The organism is Thauera mechernichensis, assembly GCF_029588855.1.
GTDB classification, from domain to species: Bacteria; Pseudomonadota; Gammaproteobacteria; order Burkholderiales; family Rhodocyclaceae; genus Thauera; species Thauera mechernichensis.
The window spans coordinates 199,939-217,327 of the sequence record NZ_JARQZE010000005.1 but is presented as its reverse complement, the minus strand read 5'-3'; the positions used below and the strand labels follow the sequence as shown (position 1 = coordinate 217,327).

The window sequence follows — 17,389 nt, the reverse complement described above, 5'->3', positions numbered from 1 at the left end:
CACCGTACGCGCTTGCCCGATGGCCTGAGCATCAGTACACTTCCTTGATTTTGAAGAACGTTCAGTCCATGCCCGCGCCCGCCCGCCCGATCGAGTTTCGCAACACCACGCTGGGCGCCACCGTCGCCGTGCTGCAGGCCGCAGAGCCCACCGTCCTCGCCGACGCCCTGCACAAGATGCTCGGCGGCATGCCCGACTTCTTCAACGGCGAGGCGGTCGTGCTCGACTTCGGCAGCCTGCGCGACGGCCCCGAGCGCATCGACTGGGCGGGCCTGCAGTCCCTGCTGCGACGCTACCGCCTGCAGCCGATCGGTACCTGCCGGCTCGCCGAACGCCACCACGCCGGCGCCCGCCAGGCCGGACTGGCGCTGCTGGACGCCGCCCTGCTTCCGGAGCGGCCGGCCGCAGAGCCGGCGCGCCAGCCCGAGCCTGCGGCAGCGCCTGCCTCCCAGCCCGCTGCTCAGCCGGCTGCGTCGCCCAGCCCCGCGCCGACATTGTTTGTCGACCGGCCGCTGCGCTCGGGCCAGCAGGTCTATGCACGCGGCGCCGACCTGGTCCTGCTCGGGGGCGTGAGCCCGGGCGCCGAGGTCATCGCCGATGGCAGCATCCACTGTTACGGCCCCCTGCGCGGGCGCGCCATCGCGGGCGCCCAGGGCGACCACTCGGCTCGCATCATGTCCAGCAATTTCGGGCCGGAGCTCGTCTCGATCTCTGGCGTTTTCCGTACGTTCGAACGCGGCATTCCCGAATCCATCGCAGGCCGTCCGGCCATGGTGCGACTGACGGGCAGCGACCATCAACTCAACATCGACGCGCTGCAGCTCGGCTGAGCCAGCGCATTGCATCAGACCAAGGGGATAGCGTGAGAGTCATCGTCGTAACCTCAGGCAAGGGCGGTGTGGGCAAAACCACCACCAGCGCAGCCTTCGCATCCGGCCTCGCCCTGCGCGGCTACAAGACCGCAGTGATCGACTTCGACGTCGGCCTGCGCAACCTCGACCTCATCATGGGTTGCGAGCGGCGGGTGGTGTACGACCTCGTCAACGTCGTCAATGGCGAAGCGCGCCTGAACCAGGCGTTGATCAAGGACAAGCACTGCGAGAACCTCTTCGTCCTCCCCGCCTCGCAGACCCGTGACAAGGATGCGCTGACCGAGGAAGGGGTCGAGAAGGTGCTGCAGGAGCTCGAGCACATGGGCTTCGAATACGTGGTGTGCGACTCCCCGGCCGGCATCGAGCGCGGCGCCGTGATGGCGCTGACCTTCGCCGACGAGGCCATCGTGACCACCAATCCCGAGGTTTCCTCGGTACGCGACTCGGACCGCATCCTCGGCATCCTGCAGTCCAAGTCCAAGCGCGCACGCGAAGGCGGCGAGCCCGTGAAGGAGCACCTGCTCATCACCCGCTACTCGCCCAAGCGTGTCGATGACGGTGAGATGCTTTCCTACAAGGACGTTCAGGAACTGCTGCGGGTCCAGCTCATCGGCGTCATCCCCGAGTCCGAGTCGGTGCTGCACGCTTCCAACCAGGGCACCCCCGCCATCCATCTCAAGGGTACGGACGTGGCCGAGGCTTATTCCGACGTGGTCGGCCGCTTCCTGGGCGAAGACCGTCCGCTACGCTTCGTCAATTACGAGAAGCCGGGCCTCATCAAGCGTCTGTTCGGAGGCAAGTGACATGTCCTTCCTCGCCCGCCTCTTCGGCGAAAAGAAGAAGACCGCGGAGATCGCGAAGAACCGCCTGTCACTGCTGATCGCCCACGAGCGCGCCGGCGGCAGTGCCACGGCCGATTTCCTCCCTGCGCTCCAGCGTGAGCTCATCGAGGTCATCTCCAAGTACGTCGCGGTGAACCCCGACGACATCAAGGTGCAGCTCGAGAAGCAGGACAACTACGAGGTGCTTGAGGTCAACATCGTGCTGCCCGAACAGGGCCGCTGACGCGACAACGCCCGGATGGTGAAACTGGTAGACACAAGGGACTTAAAATCCCTCGCCTCATGGCGTGCGGGTTCGATCCCCGCTCCGGGCACCATTTACCACAGCTGAAGTCCATGCACTGCGGCCCGGATAGGGCCTGCGCCCTCTTTTCGCTGGACGCCCGCCTTGATCGTACTGAATCTGTCCTGTCCCGATGAACACGTATTCGAAGGCTGGTTCGCCTCCAGCGCAGCCTTTGAGGATCAGCTTGCCCGCGGTCTGGTGAGCTGTCCGATCTGTGGCAGCAGCGGCATCCGCCGCCTGCCCAGCGCCCCCTACGTGCAGACCCGCACGTCCATGCCCGGCACACGCAAGCCAGTTGGCGCGGATGAACATGCTGGCCAACCCGCAAGCGCTGCCTCCTCGCCACCCTCACAAGTGATTGCGCAGGTTGTCCATGCCCTGCGCAATCTGGCGCGCGACGCCGAGGACGTGGGCGAGCGCCTGCCGGAGGAGGCGCGGCGCATCCACTACGGCGAAGCCGAGGCACGCAACATCCGCGGAGCCGCATCACGCGACGACGTCGAGGCGTTGCTCGACGAAGGCATCATGGTGCTACCCGTACCCGTCAAGGACGACGATCTGCACTGAAGCGCAGTCGCCGCTGCACTCAGGTGCAGGTGACAATTCGCGGCACTCGCATCTCGTCCACGGTCAGGCCACCGTGGACACCAATGAGCGCATAAGGCGTCTCGCCTTCAACCTGATCGACGATGGTGCATCCGGGCTCCATCAGCAACACGTGCGTCCCCACCCGCTCCAGCAGCCGAGAGTGCGCCTCACCCGGCCCGAGCAGGCCGGCAGCGAGGCAGTCGTGGGCGCGAATCGCAACCGCCTTGCCGGCCAGCGCCGTGCCTGCCCAAGCCTCGAACTCGTCGCCAGCCCCTTCCCGAACCTTGCAGAAAGCCAGGCGGCGCTCGCCAAACAAGGGTGCGGCGAGCATCGCCGCAGACTCGCTGCCCGGCTCGATATCCACCCGACCAGCGGCAGGCGCGTCGATGAAGCCATGGTCAGCCGTCACCACCAGATGCACGCCACGCCCCGACAGGCGATCGAGCAAGCTTGCGAACAGTGCATCGAGCCGCCAGAAACAGGCTTGCACATGCGCAGACCGACAGCCATGGAGATGGCTCAAGGCGTCGAAGCCCGGGTAGTAGGCGTGGACGAGGCCACCACTGGAGGCCAGGGCATCGACCATGTCGATGATGCGCTGGCCGAAATCCTCGATGCCATCGTAGGGCTCGATATGGGCGCCGCGGCCGTGATGCAGCGAGAAACGCGAGTAGGCAATCTCGGCAGGCGACACCAGATTGACGGGGCGGCACGCGTGGTGCCACATCGGCGCCACCGGACACAGGCGTGGCAGCAGGCGGAACGCAGAAATCTCAGGCCCGCCCCGGTGCAGCAGCGGCAGCGGCGCGATCACCCCCCCGAAGCGACGGTCGTGGATGAACCAGCCGTTCAGCCCATGGACCGCCGGCGCGACCCCAGTAAGCAGCGTGGTAAGCGCGCTCGCAGTCGTGCTCGGAAAGACCGAGCTCATGCTGCCACGCCGATACGCGAGCAGCGTCGAGCCCGCGCCCACGGTGTTGAGAAAGCCGTCGCCCAAGCCATCGATGACGATCACCACCACCGTGCTGCTCGCGCCGGGCTCGACACCACCATGGTGCCAACCGGCACGGAGGTCATGCAGCCAGGTGCGCAAGCCGGCGGCGAAGCCGTACAAGCCTTCGTCGCCGTAGTCGGGAAGAACGGCCGCGGTAGGCAGGGGCAAGTCACCAGGGGCAGACGGCTGCAGACCCTGCCCATCCTCCCTTGCATGCTGAAATCCGCCGCTCATCATCAACTGGCTGCTCCAGATCGAGTGGGCTAGACAGCGCATTCTATCCGCCTCCGGCATGCCGAACACGGCATCAACGCATGGCGGCAGCGGGGCCACCACGCGCAGTCGTGAAACCCGTGCGCATCCGGTCGAGCACGAGATAGACGACTGGCGTCGTGTACAGGGTCAGCAACTGGCTGACCGCCAGCCCGCCAACGATGGCGATGCCGAGCGGACGTCTCAACTCGGCGCCCTCGCCCACCCCGAACGCGAGCGGCAGCGCAGCCAGCACCGCAGCGAGATTGGTCATCAGGATCGGCCGCAAGCGCAGGCTAGCGGCGCGCCGGATCGACGATCTCGGCTCGAGCCCGAGCCGACGTTCGCCGTCGAGCGCAAAATCGATCATCAGGATGGCGTTCTTCATGACAACGCCGATGAGCAGGAAGAGCCCCAGGAGGGCGATCAGACTGAACTCGATACCTGCCAGATGCAGCGCTGCGAGTGCGCCGACCCCGGCAGGCGGCAGCGTCGACAGGATGGTCAGGGGATGCAGCGTGCTCTCGTAGAGTACGCCGAGCACCACGTACGCCGCCACCACCACCCAAAGTATGAGCCAGGGCTGCGCCTGCATGGTCTGCTGAAGGCGGCTGCCATCGCCCCCCGGCTTGGCAATGATGTCGTTCGGCAGCATCAGTCCTGCCAACAAGCCGTTGATCGCCTGCTGCGCCTCCGATGCGGTCACACCGGGCGCAAGGTCATACTCCACCCCCACCACGGCAAACTGATCGGCGCGAAAAACTCGATCGGAGGACAGTTCATACCGATAGCTCACGAAGGCCGACAGCGGCACCCGCTGCCCATCACGCGTCACCACCTGGAGGCGATCGAGCACGCTGGCGTCGACCGTGTGGCCTGGCTCGAGCTCCATGACGACGCGGTACTGGTTGAGCCGGCCGAACAGCGTGGCCACCTGGCGCTGCGAAAAGGCGTTGTTCATCAGGCTGGTGACCAGCTCCGCGTCAACGCCAAGACGAGCAGCGGCCTCGCGGTCGATGTCGATGACGACGATCTGCGTCGCGTCGTTGCCGAAATCATCGACGTCTGCGACCTCGGGCAGGGTGCGCATGCCGTCAGCAACCTTTCGCATCCACTGCGTGAGCCTGGCAAGATCATCGCCGAGCAGGAGCAACTCCTCGCCGCGTCCGCCAAAGGGCGCCGACAACTGAAGATCCTGGTCGATGTTGAGCAGCAGGATTGCCCCCGGCTCCCGCGGCGCATTGCGCCGGATGCGCTCGAGCGCGGCACGAGCGCTCTCGCCGCGCAGGGCCAGTGGCTTGAGCCTCACCATTAGCCAGCCGTTGCTCATCCCGCCACCACTTCCGCCACTGGTGACGACGACATCGGCCACTGCGGGATCGGCCAGCAGGTACTCCCGGAAGCGCTCGATCTTGGGCTGCATGACCTGAAACGAGAAACCGTCGTCGCCGCGTACGAGCCCGCGCAACTGCCCCGTATCCTGCTCCGGCAGCATGGTCTTGGGTACGAGCAGATAGAGCCAGACCGTAAGACCGACAGCAACCGCGAGCACGAGCAGAACGACCCACGTGTGCGCGAGCACCCAGTCCAGAGTCCTCGCATAGACGGCCTCAAGACGCCCGAAGACAAGGCTTGCGAGCCGGCCGAGCAGGCTGGGAGGGTGCTCCGAGGGCCGCAGCAGCATCTGTCCGGACAGGGCGGGGGCGAGGGTGAGCGAGACCATCAGCGACACCGTCATGGCCATCACAAGGGTGAGCGAGAACTCACGAAAAAGACGCTCGATCACGCCGCCCATGAAGAGGATGGAAGCGAATACCGCAATCAGCGCCAGATTCATCGCGAGCAGTGTGAAGCCCACCTCGCCGAGCCCCACGATCGCGGCGCGATACGGCCGCATGCCCGCGGCGATGTGGCGTTCGATGTTCTCGAGCACCACGATCGCATCATCGACCACGAGTCCGGCAGCGACGATCAGCGCCATCAGGCTCAGGTTGTTGAGCGAGAAGCCGGCGAGGTACATGAGTGCGCAAGCCCCCACCAGGGACACCGGCACCGCAAGCGCAGGAATCAACGCTGCGCGCAGGCTACCCAGAAAGGCCCATACCACCAGGACGACCAGTGTCCCCGCTATCCACAGGGTGGCCCAGGCCTCATCAAGCGACGCACGGATTCCCGGCGAGCGGTCAACGACCACGTCCAGCGTGGTGTCAGCCGGTAGCAGCGCGGTCAGCGTCGGCATCTGGCTGCGAATGGTGTCGATGGTGGCGACGATGTTCGCCCCTGGTTGGCGACCGACGGTGAGCAGCACCGCCGGATCACGGTTGTGGTGCCCACTGGCGTAGCGATTCTCGACACCATCGGAGACCCGGGCGACATCACCCAGGCGCAACATCGCACCATGGTCGTGACGAAGCACGAGTTGTTCGAAGTCAGCTGCCACGCGCAGATCGGGCCCCGCCCCGACCTGCCAGCGCAGCCCCCCGTCTTCGATGGCACCGAGTGGCAGTTGGGCGTCTGCGTCGCCGATCGCGCGCCGAACCTCGTCGAGCGCAATCCCGTGCGACTCGAGGCTGGCCGGATCCAGTTGCACGCGCACGGCCGGCAGCGCACTGCCACCGACAGTCACCTCTCCCACACCGGGCATCTGCGCGATCTTCTGCGCGAGGATGGTCGACGCCAGATCGTACAGCCTGCCGGGCGCCAGATTGGCCGAAGATAGCGCCAGAACCATGATCGGCGCCTGTGCCGAATTCACCTTCCGATACACGGGTGCCCCCGGCATACCTGCAGGTAGATCACCTATGGCTGCATTGATCGCCGCCTGGACATCGCGGGCCGCATCATCGATGTCACGATCGAACTCGAAGGTCAGCCGAACGCGCGCCGCGCCCTGGGACGTCGAGGCGCTCATCTCGGCGACTCCCGCAACGCTGCCGAGCGCGCGCTCGAGCGGCGCCGAGACCATGCGCGCCATGGTCTCGGGACTACCGCCGGGCAGTGCTGCCGAAACCTCGATCACTGGCATGTCCACCTGCGGCAGCGGCGCGACCGGCATCAGGCGCAGTGCCAGGGCACCGCACAGCAACCAGGCCAGGGCCAGCAGCGACGCTGCAACCGGCCGCCGCACGAACAGCCGTGCCAGCGCCCTCACACCGCATGCTCCTGCACCGTTGTGCGCCGCCGCCAACCGACGGCCAGGCGGTCGAAGAACAGGAACACTACGGGGGTAGTGAAGACTGTCAGCACCTGGCTCACCAGCAAGCCACCGACCATCACAACGCCAAGCGGCTGACGCAGCTCGGCGCCTGACCCGGATGCAAACATGAGCGGCAACGCGCCGACCAGGGCAGCAAGCGTGGTCATGAGAATCGGCCGGAAGCGGAGCATGGCCGCGCGGCGGATCGCATCAAGCGAGGACATCTTATGGCGCCGCTGCGCATCGAGTGCGAAGTCCACCATCATGATGCCGTTCTTCTTCACCAGACCGATGAGGAGCACGATGCCGATCACTGCGATGAGATCCAGCGGCCGGCCGGAAAGGTGGAGCGCCCCCAGCGCGCCCACCGTTGCCGACGGCAGCGTAGACAGGATTGTCAGCGGATGAATCGTGCTCTCGTAGAGCACGCCGAGCACGATGTACATCGTGACCACGGCTGCCAGCATCAGCCACAAGGTGCCGGAGAGCGAGGTCTGGAAGGCCTCCGCTGCCCCCTGAAGGCGCATGTCCACCGAAGGCGGCAAACCGATCCTCGCAAGCGCCTGCTCGATCGCCTCGATCGCATCGCCCAGCGACACACCTGGACCAAGGTTGAACGACAAGGTGGCGGCGGGGAACTGTCCCTGCTGGTGAACAGCGAGCGCAACCGCACGCTGTTCAAAACGCGCAAGCGACGCCAGTGGCACTGGCGTACCGTCGCCCGCAGCAACATGGATCGCATCGAGTGCAGCCAGACCACCAGCGCGCTCGGTGTTCGCCTCGAGGACAACTCGGTACTGGTTGGCCTGTGTAAACAAGGTCGCGATCTGGCGCTGGCCGAAGGCCGAATGCAACGCCTCGACGATGGCAGAAGTACGCACCCCGAGACGCTCGGCTGCGTCGCGATCAATCGTAACGAAAACCTGCCGGCCTTCGCGCTGGTGATCGGCCGCGACATCGGTCAGCTCGGTAAGGCCACCCAGTGCCTCTATCGTGCGCCCCACCCAGTCGGCAAGCTCGGACTCGTCGGGGGACGAGAGCGTGAACTGGTATTGCGTACGACTCACACGATCCTCGATGGACAACTCCTGAACCGGCTGCAACCATGCGCGGATACCCTCCACCTCACGCATCGCAGTCGCCAGGCGGCGCCCGATCTCTACTGCGCCAGCTGAGCGCTCTCCGTGCGGGCGCAGGTTGATGAGCATGCGTCCGCTGTTGAGCGTCGCATTGCTACCGTCGATGCCGATGAAGGACGACAGGCCCGCCACGTCGGGATCTGCCAGCGCAATCTCAGCCAATGCCTGCTGACGTTCGGCCATGGCGCGAAACGAAACCGTTTGCGGCGCATCGGTGACGACCTGGATGACACCACTGTCCTGGACGGGAAAAAAGCCCTTCGGAACTGCGACGTAGAGCAGCGCCGTCAGGCACAGCGTGCCAAGCAGGACCAGAAGGGTGATCGTCTGATGCGCTAGAACACGCTCGAGCATGACTCCGTAGGCGCGCAGCAGGCGGTCGAACAGACCCAAGCCGGCACCGCCGCGTTCGGTATGCCCCCCTCCTTGCGTGCTTCCAAGCATCCTTGCGGCCATCATCGGCGTCAGGGTGAGGGACACGAGCAGCGAGATCAGAATCGCCACCGCAAGGGTAATGGCAAACTCGCGGAAAATGCGCCCCACCACATCACCCATGAACAGCAAGGGAATCAGCACTGCGACAAGCGAGAAGGTGAGCGACACAAGCGTGAAACCAATCTCGGCTGCCCCCTTGAGCGCAGCCTGCAGTGCGGACTCGCCCGACTCGCGGTGGCGTGCAATGTTCTCGAGCATGACGATCGCATCATCAACAACGAATCCGGTCGCGATGGTCAGTGCCATCAGGCTGAGGTTGTTCACCGAGAAGCCTGCGAGGTACATGAAGCCGAAGGTTCCGACCAGCGACAAGGGCACGACGACGCTCGGAATGAGAGTGGCCGAAGCGCGCCGCAGGAACAGGAAGGTGACCAGCACCACCAGCATTACCGCGAACAGGAGCTCCTTCTGCACGCCCCACACCGAGGCTCGGATGGACTCGGTGCGGTCCGTCAGCACCGCAACATCGGCCGCAGCCGGAAGGGTTGCGGTCAGGCTCGGCAGCAGGTCGCGAACGCGATCGGCCACCTCGATGACGTTGGCGCCGGGCTGTCGATAGACGTTCACCAGAACTGCAGGCACCTGGCGCGTCTGTCTAGGCGCACAGGTAGCGACTGCGCCCTCTTCGAGCGCCCAGCAGACTCCGGCCCACGCTGCCTGGAAGCGATCCTCAGCACCACGTTCAATGCTAGCCAGGTCGCCAAGGCGCAATGGGGCGCCGTCACGCCATGCCACGACCAGTGTCCGGTAATCGTCAAGCGAGCGAATCTGGTCGTTGGCTTCGATCATCACGAAGCGGTAGGGGCCATCCAGGCTGCCCTTGGGCTGGTTCGAATTGGCTGCCGAGACGGCCGAGCGCAGGGACTCGAGCGTCATTCCGTGCGCAGCAAGCGTACGAGGATCAGCCTGGATCCGCACGGCCGGGCGCTGGCCACCAGCCAGGTTGACCATCCCGACCCCGGAGAGCTGCGCCAGCTTCTGCGCGACGCGGGTATCCACGAGATCGTAGAGTTCGACAAGTGCGATGCTGGAAGACGACACCGCCAATGTCAGGATGGGGGTGTCGGCAGGGTTGACCTTGCGGTAAACGGGCGGAGTGGGCAGATCGCGCGGCAACAGGCTGGCCGCCGTAGTGATCGCGGCCTGGACCTCCTGCTCGGCCACGGCCATATCGACTTCCAGTGCGAACTGCAGTGTGATTGACGAGGCGCCCGCGGAACTCGTCGAAGACATTCTTCGCAACCCAGGGATCTGCCCGAGCCTGCGCTCGAGCGGCGCTGTGACCGTGCGCGCCACCAGATCTGCCGATGCCCCGGTACGGAAGGTCATGACCTGGATGACCGGATAGTCAACGCTCGGCAACGCAGCAACCGGCAGCAAGCGCCAGGCAAGCAAGCCGCTGGCAAGCATGGCCAGCGTTAGCAGCACGGTCGCCACCGGCCGCAGGATAAAGGGCCGCGACAGGTTCATTTCGGCGCGCTGACCGCGACCTCGCCTTGCAGCGACACCTCGCGACCGTCGCGCAATCGGTCTACCCCCTCGAGGACGACCATCTCGTCGGCTGCAAGTCCATCGACGATGGCGACCAGTCCATCGGCCACCCTGCCCGTCTCGACCGGGCGCAACCTCGCCCGGTTGTCCTCGATGACGTAGACGTATGCGCCCCGTGCCCCGTACTGGACGGCATCAGCGGGGATCGTGACCGCCTCGCGATCCACACCAACGCGCAGACGGACGTTGACGAACTGATTCGGAAACAGCGCCTCATCCTCGTTGGCGAACTCGGCACGCAGGCGCACCGTGCCCGTACGCGGATCGATACGGTTGTCCAGTGTCGCAAGAACACCGCGTGCGAGCAGGCTGCTGCCGTCACGCGCATAGACATCCACCGCCAGCGTCCGCCCGTCCCGCATGGCCGCGCGCACCGCATTTAGTTCGTGCCCCGGTACGCCGAAGGTGACGCCGATGGGTTTCATCTGCACGATCGTGACCAGCTCCGTGCTGCCCGCAACGACCAGGTTGCCGGCATCGAGCCCGCGCAATCCGAGGCGACCGGCAATCGGCGCCGTGATGCGGGTCCAGTCCAACTGCAGGCGCGCATCGGCCACGCGCGCCTCGGCAGTCGAAACTGCGGCGCGTAACTCGGCGATGTTCGACTCCGCTGCCTCAACGACCTGTCGCTCGATCGCATCCTCTCGTAACAGTGCCTTCGAACGGGTCAGTTCGCGCTCGGCATGACGAAGGCGTGCCATGACCTGGCTATGTTCGCCCTGCGCTTGGGCCAGCCTCGCCCGGTAGGGCGCGGAATCGATCTCGGCCAGTGCGGCACCCGCCTCGACCGTACCGCCATCGACGAAAAGCAGGCGCTGCAGCGGCCCTCCCACGCGCGCGTTGACGGTCACCGCCGCGAGCGGCGTCACGTCGCCGACTGCCTGCAGGCTCACCTCCAGCACACCCGCTTCGGACTGTACCGTTCGCACGGGCACCGCACCGGCCCATGGACTGAAAGGCGGCGCACCGGCGGCAGACTCATCCTCGCCTGCGGCCCACCACGCCAGGCCGCCCGCAGCAAGCACGGCCACGACCAAGCCAATACGGCGCAGAGAGCGCATTCGTCTCACAGTTGAATCACTCATACGTAACTTGAGCCTGCGACGGCGACCCCGCCGACGCCCAGTGCCGATCCCGTATCCGGCTGGGCCGACATGCGCGCCTCGCCGCAGCACTCGGGGCAACCCGCGCTGCATGAGGCACGCACCACCAGGGTGTAGTCGCCCAGGCTAAAGCCCGCATCACCGACTGCCCTGCGCACGACCACGTCCAGTTCCGAATCTCGCAGGATGCGTTCGGTCCCGCAGGTATCGCAAACCACGCGCGCCGGCGGCAAACCACCGCATGGCTCGAACACCCGCCGACCGTCCTCGTAGCGACTCACGATCAGCCTGGCCTCATCGAGCTGGCGCAAGGCCGAGTAGACGGTCGAGGGCGACATCGCATCCCCGCGCTCGAACAAGGCTCTGAGTACCTGGTCCACGGACATGGCCTCCACCCGGCTTGCGAGAAACAGGCTCAGGACCAGAAGGCGTGGAAGCGTGACGCGCAGGCCGGCGCTCACCAGCGCAGATTGCGCGGCCTCCAGGCGTGGCTCGAGCTTGGCTGCCTGCCGCGCCGATTGCGCCACCCTGTAGTCAGCACCCCTCGCGTTCTTCTTGCGGATGAACATGCTCGCTCCTGAATCCAGTCCGAACCTCACTGCCTCCCCGTCAGCGCCGACAGGTAACGCGCGGTGGCGGGCGACACGCGGGCTAGGTCGATCTCGACGGCGTGCACGCTGCCATCCATACCCTCCACGGTGAGCCACAAGCCGTCCTCGATCCGCGCAGTCGGTGCAATCTGGATGTCAGCCCTGCGGTTCCACGACGGTCCCTGAAAGACCATCCCCGCACCGCGCAAGGAGCGCGGCTGGCGGATCTTCAAATAGGCCGATCGAATCTGGGTGTCGCAGCCTGTGCAGAAGCGAACCTGAAACGCCTTCATCGCCGTACCCAGCGCCGAGGGCTCGGGCGGCTTGCGGGTGACATCGGCGATGACGAAGGTCCACGGCCCCACGCGGCCGGCAAGGGCGTCATCTCGCTGAACGGGACTTGGCGGAACATTAACGAAGGCCCATGCGATCCCAGCAGGCAAAGCAACGAGTACCAGCACCCGCACGCCTCTCCATAGCCTGGCGGTCAAACTGCGGCGGGCTGCCACGAGCTCGCCGAACTCGGGTCCGGAGGCAGGCATGGCGGGCGCTGCGCTGCGCCTGTGCCTACGCGAGTAGTACGGCAGCACCAGCATGACCAGCGGCACGGTCGCGACCGTCATCGCGCCCGTCCATTCGACGACACCTACCGTGGCCCCCCAGCCCAGCATGCCGATTGCCATTGCCACGGCCAGCAGCACCCATCCGGCAATGCGAAGCCCCAGGCGCCTGCGTGGAGCAGGAACAACGCCAAGCACGTCCTTCGCGTGGCGCTCCATGCCAAGCGCAAACGCGGCAAAGGCAAACGTCGTGACAACCAGCAGAGCAATCGCCATCACGTCGCCGCCCCCTGCATCAACCACCAGCCGAGCGCTGCGAACAGCGCAGTCCAAGCAACGATTCCAGCCCAGGCACGCCAGGCCGAACGCGTGGCGAAGACCCACATCGCGACTGCTGCATAGATGAGGAAGCCCAGCATCGTGGCCAGGCCGACGGCCTGGGCGCGCGGCAACGGCCAGAGCAACGCCAGAAGCACAATGGCCGCCCACGTGAAGGCATAGCCCCCAAGCGACGCTGCAAGCACCCGCGACAAGACCGCCCAGCGATAACGGGCGGACGCAGACAAGACCTTCATGCAGTCACCTCCCCTTTGGTCCAACGGCGATCGAGCTTGCGCAGGATGTAGATGAACACGGCAGCAAGACCAATCATGATGAGATCGAAGCCGGCCAAGACCCAGTCTCCATGTGGCAGCGTCACACCGAGATGGCGATCGGTGGTGGCAGCGTTGAGCACTGGCAGCAAGGCATAGGCCAGCGCCGCGAGCCACAGAATCTCGACCCAAGCTCGCCGCAGCGGCCTCAGCGAGGCATAGATGAAGAGCCAGCCCCACACGGCAAACATCATGTGGGCCTCCCACTGTGCCCGATCCGCCATGTCCAGCGGCAGCAGCCGATTGGCCCAGAAGTACGCCGCCACGGCCACTGGCAGGCCGGCGATCGTACCGGCGTTGAGCACCTCGACCAGCCGCAACCCCGCTGCGTCGAAAGCGGAGGCGTTTGCACCCTGCTTGTGGTGGCGCTTGCGTCGCTTGACCGTCCACAACACCAGTCCTGTCGCGATCATGGCGCAACCCAGCAAGCCCGACCCGAAGTAGACCCAACGCAACCAGGGGCCGGCAAACAGTCCCTCGTGCAAGGCATAGAGAACGTTGCGTGTCTGTCCGACCGCATGTCTGGGCTCGAGTGCTGCCAAGGGCTCTCCAGTGTGGGCGGCAAAACGGAGCGACTCCGGCTCTCGGAAATCGATCTTGCTGCCATGCCGCCGTTGCGCGGTCACCGTCGCAACCGCATCGACCGGGTGACTCAACTCCAGCGCCGCAACCTGTCCATCCCCCCACTGGGCTTCGGCCTGGGCAACGATCGCGTCCAAGGCGACGTGCGGGCGCTGTAGAGGCTCGTAGGATCGGTCGCGCTCGACCTCGAAGAACTGATCGGAGAACGCCCTCACCCCCTGCTCGGAACCGCCGTAGACGGTGTAGATCGCGCCGGGCATGTATTGCACCGGGAACAGGATGAGACCGCTGTAAGTAATCATGAGAAAGAACGGCAAGGCCATCACGCTCACCACGTTGTGCGCGTCGAGCCAGGAACGCTGCCCCTTGCCAGGCCGGAAAGTGAAGAAATCCTTGAAGATCTGCTTGTGGGTGACCACCCCCGACAGGATGGCGATCAGCATCATCATCGTGCACACGCCAACCAGCAGGATGCCCACAGTGGTCGGCATGTAGTGCAGCAGGTAATGCATGCGGTACAGCAGCTGCCCTCCCCTGGTCGCGCGCGGCTCCACATCGGGTACCGGCTCCCCGCTCTCGGCGTCGAGTCCTTCGCTGCCACGGCGCCCCTGGTCGCGACCGAACTCGGGCATTTCCTCCCAGCGCACGGCAAGTCCGCGCGCGCCACGCGGCACGACGGCTTCGCCCGGAAGGAGGATCGTCCACTCCTTCGCGCCTGGCGCCACGGACTCAAGGCGGTCAAGCGCGCGCTCGAGCATTGCGGCGCGATCGCCCACCTCCACCCTCGCCGACAGCGGCAGTTCGGGCTTCATCCAGCGGTCAATCTCGTCGTCGAAGTATCCGGCCGTGCCGGTCACGAACACAAAGAACAACACCCAGCCGGCAACCAGGCCAACCCAGGTGTGGAGCCAGGCCATGCACTGGCGAAATCCATCCTTCATCAATTCCTCTCGGGGAGCGTCGTTTGTTGTCGCACCGTGGCAACTACGCTGGCGACCGATGACTTCATGGCGAAGGCATCGGCTTCAGGTGCGCCAACGGTTTGCTGTGCCTTACTGTCGATGTCGTTCAAGCGCCCCAAAACGGTCACTAATTCACATTTTGTTACATTTAACCCTGACTCGACCATGACGTGCCCTTGACCCGGCGCGTCATGGTCAGCGTCGCTACGGCAGCGGAGCCTCGCGCCCCATCCGCTCAGAACCGACTCGTCAAGCTCAGGAAAGCATTTCGGCCTTTGCCGACGCGTGTCGTCGTTTCCACGTTCAAGGCGTTGATGTAAGGCTGGTCGAACAGATTGTTGACGCCGGCCGAGATCTCTATCTCCTTGCCCAATAGTGACCCATCAACCAGTCTTGGCGCCCACCGCACGCCGACGTTCACCTGAGTGAAGTCATCGCGCACATACCAGAGCGTCCGCCCCCCGGACACCACGGTCTCGGGATTCTGGTCCGGCTTGCGCCAATGGCTGACGTCCACGTTCACCCGCATGCGTTCGAACGGGCTGAAATGGACGCCCACACGCACACGGTCGGCATAGGCCTGAGGCGTGAAGCGCCCGGTCGCCTTGTCGCGCTGCTTCAGGTGCTCGTAGGACAGATCGACTCCGGCACGGCGGGTGCTGTAGGCCGTCGTCAGCTCGTAGCCGCGACGCTCCACCTTGTCTACGTTCTCGTAGGTCGCGTAGTGATTGCTCTCCGGCGGCTTGGGCCCGGTGAGGTCGGGCTGCAGCTTGATCAGGTTGTCGATGGTGCCGTCGAAGTACGTCGACTTCATGCGCAGTCGGTCACCATCAACGAACATGGATCGACGGTCAAAGGACACGCCCCATTCGAACTCCCGCACGATCTCCGGCTTGAGATCGGGGTTCGGAAGGTAGTAGTAGTGCGGATTGAGTGGTCCGCTCGAGGACGTCTCGTGCGGCGTCGGTGCGCGGAAGGATTCCGAATAGTTTCCCAGCAGATGCCAGCCCTGCCCCGCAGCCACGCTGACGCCCACGCGCGGCGAGAAGTGACTGTTGCTGTACTCCCCTTCGTTCGCATTCACCTTGCGCTGAAAGCGGTCGTAGCGACCACCTAGATGCACGACCAACCTGTCATCGAGGAAACTTGCCTCTTCCTGCAGGAAGAGGCCCAGATCATCGTAGGTATTCGGAATCGAGCCGAACACCGTCGTCACGCCATCGAGCACATAGCTGGCATCCTCGTTACGGCGCTCGTAATCGACACCCACGATCAGGCGATGACGAGCGCCCAGGGCATCGAAGTACATCTGGTTGTTCAGGCGCAATCCACGGCGTGTGTCCTTGTTCTCGTAGTCGAGCTTGCGTTGAGCGCCGCTGCTCAGGACATACTCGTAGCCGCGGTCATAACTGCCAACCGCGTGGTACGCCATCGCCGAGACATTCAGCCACGGCGATCCCGGCTGCAGGGTGTAGCTCGCCACCATGTCGCGCTGGCGCAGGGTTCCTCGCACCGGTCCCGTTGTCGTACTGTAGCCCGAGTGGAAAAGCGTCTGCCAAGTCACTTCGGTGTCCTCGGCAAAGTCGTAGTAGGAAAGCGCAGCGCGCTGGCCATGGGGGAGGTTCCATGCAGCCTTGATGAAGCCGACCTCGAGATCCTCGCGATTATCGACGTCACGGTTGAACACGCCGCTGCCCTTGTCCACCGTGCGCGAAAGCCGCAGATCGCCAACCCGCCCCCGCTTGCCGTAGACCAGCAGTTCGTAAGGCTTATCGGCCGGAGCGAGCGCGCCCGCCAGATACATCTCACGATAGTTGTTGGTCTGATAAGCAAGCTTGGCGGCCACACCCCGTTCCTCGCCAGCAGCGAGGAAGTCACCGGCATCCTTGGTGGTCATCCCGATAACCCCCCCGATCGCCCCGCCGCCGTGCGAGACCGACGATGCGCCCTTCACCACTTCAACGCGCTTGAGCAGGTCGTTGTCCGACCGGAAGGTCGAAACATGGTTGGAATAAAGCGAGGACGACCGTCTCACGCCGTCCTGCAACACGATCACACGGTCCTCGGAACCATAGCCGAACCCTCGCACCGTGAACTGCGAACCAATGCTGCGCCCACTGTCGCTGCCCGAAGCGACGCCGGGCACACGGCCAAGGGCCTCGATCACATTGACCGTACCATCGAGCGCGGTGTCATCTAGCACCGCAACCGAGCCTGGGTACTTCATTACGTCCAGCGCCAGCCTGGTCCCTAGAACGGTCACCTCGGACAGCGTGGCATGTTCAGCCGCAGCCACCGATGCTGCATCTGGCACCTGGGGGCGCCTGCGCACGATGCGCCCCTCTGGCACCACCAGCACCTCGAGCCCGGTACCGGCGAGCAGCATAGCCAAGCCTTCGTCGAGACTGAACTCGCCATCGAGTCCGCGAGCCGGCTTGGCGATGGCTTCGAGTTCCCCGTCATAGGCGATTGACACCCTGGCCTGGCGAGCCAGCGAGTCGAGTGCCTGCGCCAGCGTGCCCGGAGGCAGCAGGAAACGCTGGACGGGGCCCTGGGCCACCTCAACCGCAGGCGCTGCGACGGTCGGCGACCCTGTCAGCACCAGTCCGGCACCCAACAAGGCTCGGTACAGAGCCTGCTTCAACGGATTCGTGCGTGGAACGAACCCGGGCATATATACGGGGGACATACTAATGACTCCTCAGTTGGACAGGAAAAACTCGC

13 protein-coding genes and 1 tRNA gene are annotated in these 17,389 nt (G+C 65.0%); 5 read left to right on the top strand and 9 right to left on the bottom strand.

Annotation, left to right across the window (positions count from 1 at the left end; genetic code table 11):
* The first annotated feature begins 68 nt into the window (after positions 1–68).
* The 5 genes from minC (at position 69) to P7F68_RS09675 (ending at position 2,567) form a co-directional block, all read left to right on the top strand.
* Entirely contained in the window at positions 69–830 is a 762-nt protein-coding gene (minC, locus tag P7F68_RS09695; protein ID WP_277832701.1) for a septum site-determining protein MinC, read from the top strand.
* Positions 831–862: 32 nt separating this feature from the next.
* Positions 863–1,675, top strand: a complete 813-nt coding sequence (gene minD, locus P7F68_RS09690; RefSeq protein ID WP_083485749.1) for a septum site-determining protein MinD — start codon at positions 863–865, stop codon at positions 1,673–1,675.
* Between the two features lies 1 nt (position 1,676).
* A complete protein-coding gene (gene minE / locus P7F68_RS09685) occupies positions 1,677–1,937 on the top strand; it encodes a cell division topological specificity factor MinE (protein WP_002927916.1) in 261 nt (86 codons plus the stop codon).
* 9 nt (positions 1,938–1,946) lie between these two features.
* Positions 1,947–2,031, top strand: a tRNA-Leu gene (locus P7F68_RS09680).
* A gap of 71 nt (positions 2,032–2,102) precedes the next feature.
* Positions 2,103–2,567: a DUF1178 family protein gene (locus P7F68_RS09675; protein ID WP_277832699.1), complete on the top strand. Its 465-nt coding sequence runs from the start codon at positions 2,103–2,105 to the stop codon at positions 2,565–2,567.
* 19 nt (positions 2,568–2,586) lie between these two features.
* On the opposite strand, the gene P7F68_RS09670 is transcribed toward P7F68_RS09675, so the two are convergent.
* The 9 genes from P7F68_RS09670 to P7F68_RS09630 form a co-directional block, all read right to left on the bottom strand.
* Positions 2,587–3,750, bottom strand: a complete 1,164-nt coding sequence (locus P7F68_RS09670) for an alkaline phosphatase family protein (RefSeq protein WP_277832697.1) — start codon at positions 3,748–3,750, stop codon at positions 2,587–2,589.
* Between the two features lie 139 nt (positions 3,751–3,889).
* Positions 3,890–6,985 carry an efflux RND transporter permease subunit gene (locus P7F68_RS09665; RefSeq protein ID WP_277832695.1) on the bottom strand — a complete coding sequence of 1,032 codons (3,096 nt, stop codon included), beginning with the start codon at positions 6,983–6,985 and terminating at the stop codon, positions 3,890–3,892.
* A complete protein-coding gene (locus P7F68_RS09660; RefSeq protein WP_277832693.1) occupies positions 6,982–10,134 on the bottom strand; it encodes an efflux RND transporter permease subunit in 3,153 nt (1,050 codons plus the stop codon). Before P7F68_RS09660 ends, P7F68_RS09665 begins: the two co-directional genes overlap by 4 nt.
* On the bottom strand, positions 10,131–11,276 hold the full coding sequence (locus P7F68_RS09655) for an efflux RND transporter periplasmic adaptor subunit (protein WP_277832691.1): 1,146 nt from the start codon (positions 11,274–11,276) through the stop codon (positions 10,131–10,133). The genes P7F68_RS09660 and P7F68_RS09655 overlap by 4 nt, the downstream gene beginning before the upstream one ends.
* 20 nt (positions 11,277–11,296) lie before the next feature.
* Positions 11,297–11,887: a Fur family transcriptional regulator gene (locus P7F68_RS09650; protein WP_277832689.1), complete on the bottom strand. Its 591-nt coding sequence runs from the start codon at positions 11,885–11,887 to the stop codon at positions 11,297–11,299.
* 26 nt (positions 11,888–11,913) lie between these two features.
* A complete protein-coding gene (locus tag P7F68_RS09645) occupies positions 11,914–12,744 on the bottom strand; it encodes a DUF3325 domain-containing protein (protein WP_277832687.1) in 831 nt (276 codons plus the stop codon).
* The gene (locus tag P7F68_RS09640; RefSeq protein ID WP_002938781.1) at positions 12,744–13,043 is read right to left on the bottom strand and encodes a DUF3649 domain-containing protein; all 300 of its coding nucleotides are present in this window, start codon (positions 13,041–13,043) and stop codon (positions 12,744–12,746) included. The genes P7F68_RS09645 and P7F68_RS09640 overlap by 1 nt, the downstream gene beginning before the upstream one ends.
* Positions 13,040–14,644, bottom strand: coding sequence for a PepSY-associated TM helix domain-containing protein (locus P7F68_RS09635; protein ID WP_277832683.1), 1,605 nt, complete (start codon positions 14,642–14,644; stop codon positions 13,040–13,042). The genes P7F68_RS09640 and P7F68_RS09635 overlap by 4 nt, the downstream gene beginning before the upstream one ends.
* 256 nt (positions 14,645–14,900) lie before the next feature.
* A complete protein-coding gene (locus tag P7F68_RS09630; protein ID WP_277832681.1) occupies positions 14,901–17,309 on the bottom strand; it encodes a TonB-dependent receptor in 2,409 nt (802 codons plus the stop codon).
* Positions 17,310–17,389: the final 80 nt, after the last annotated feature.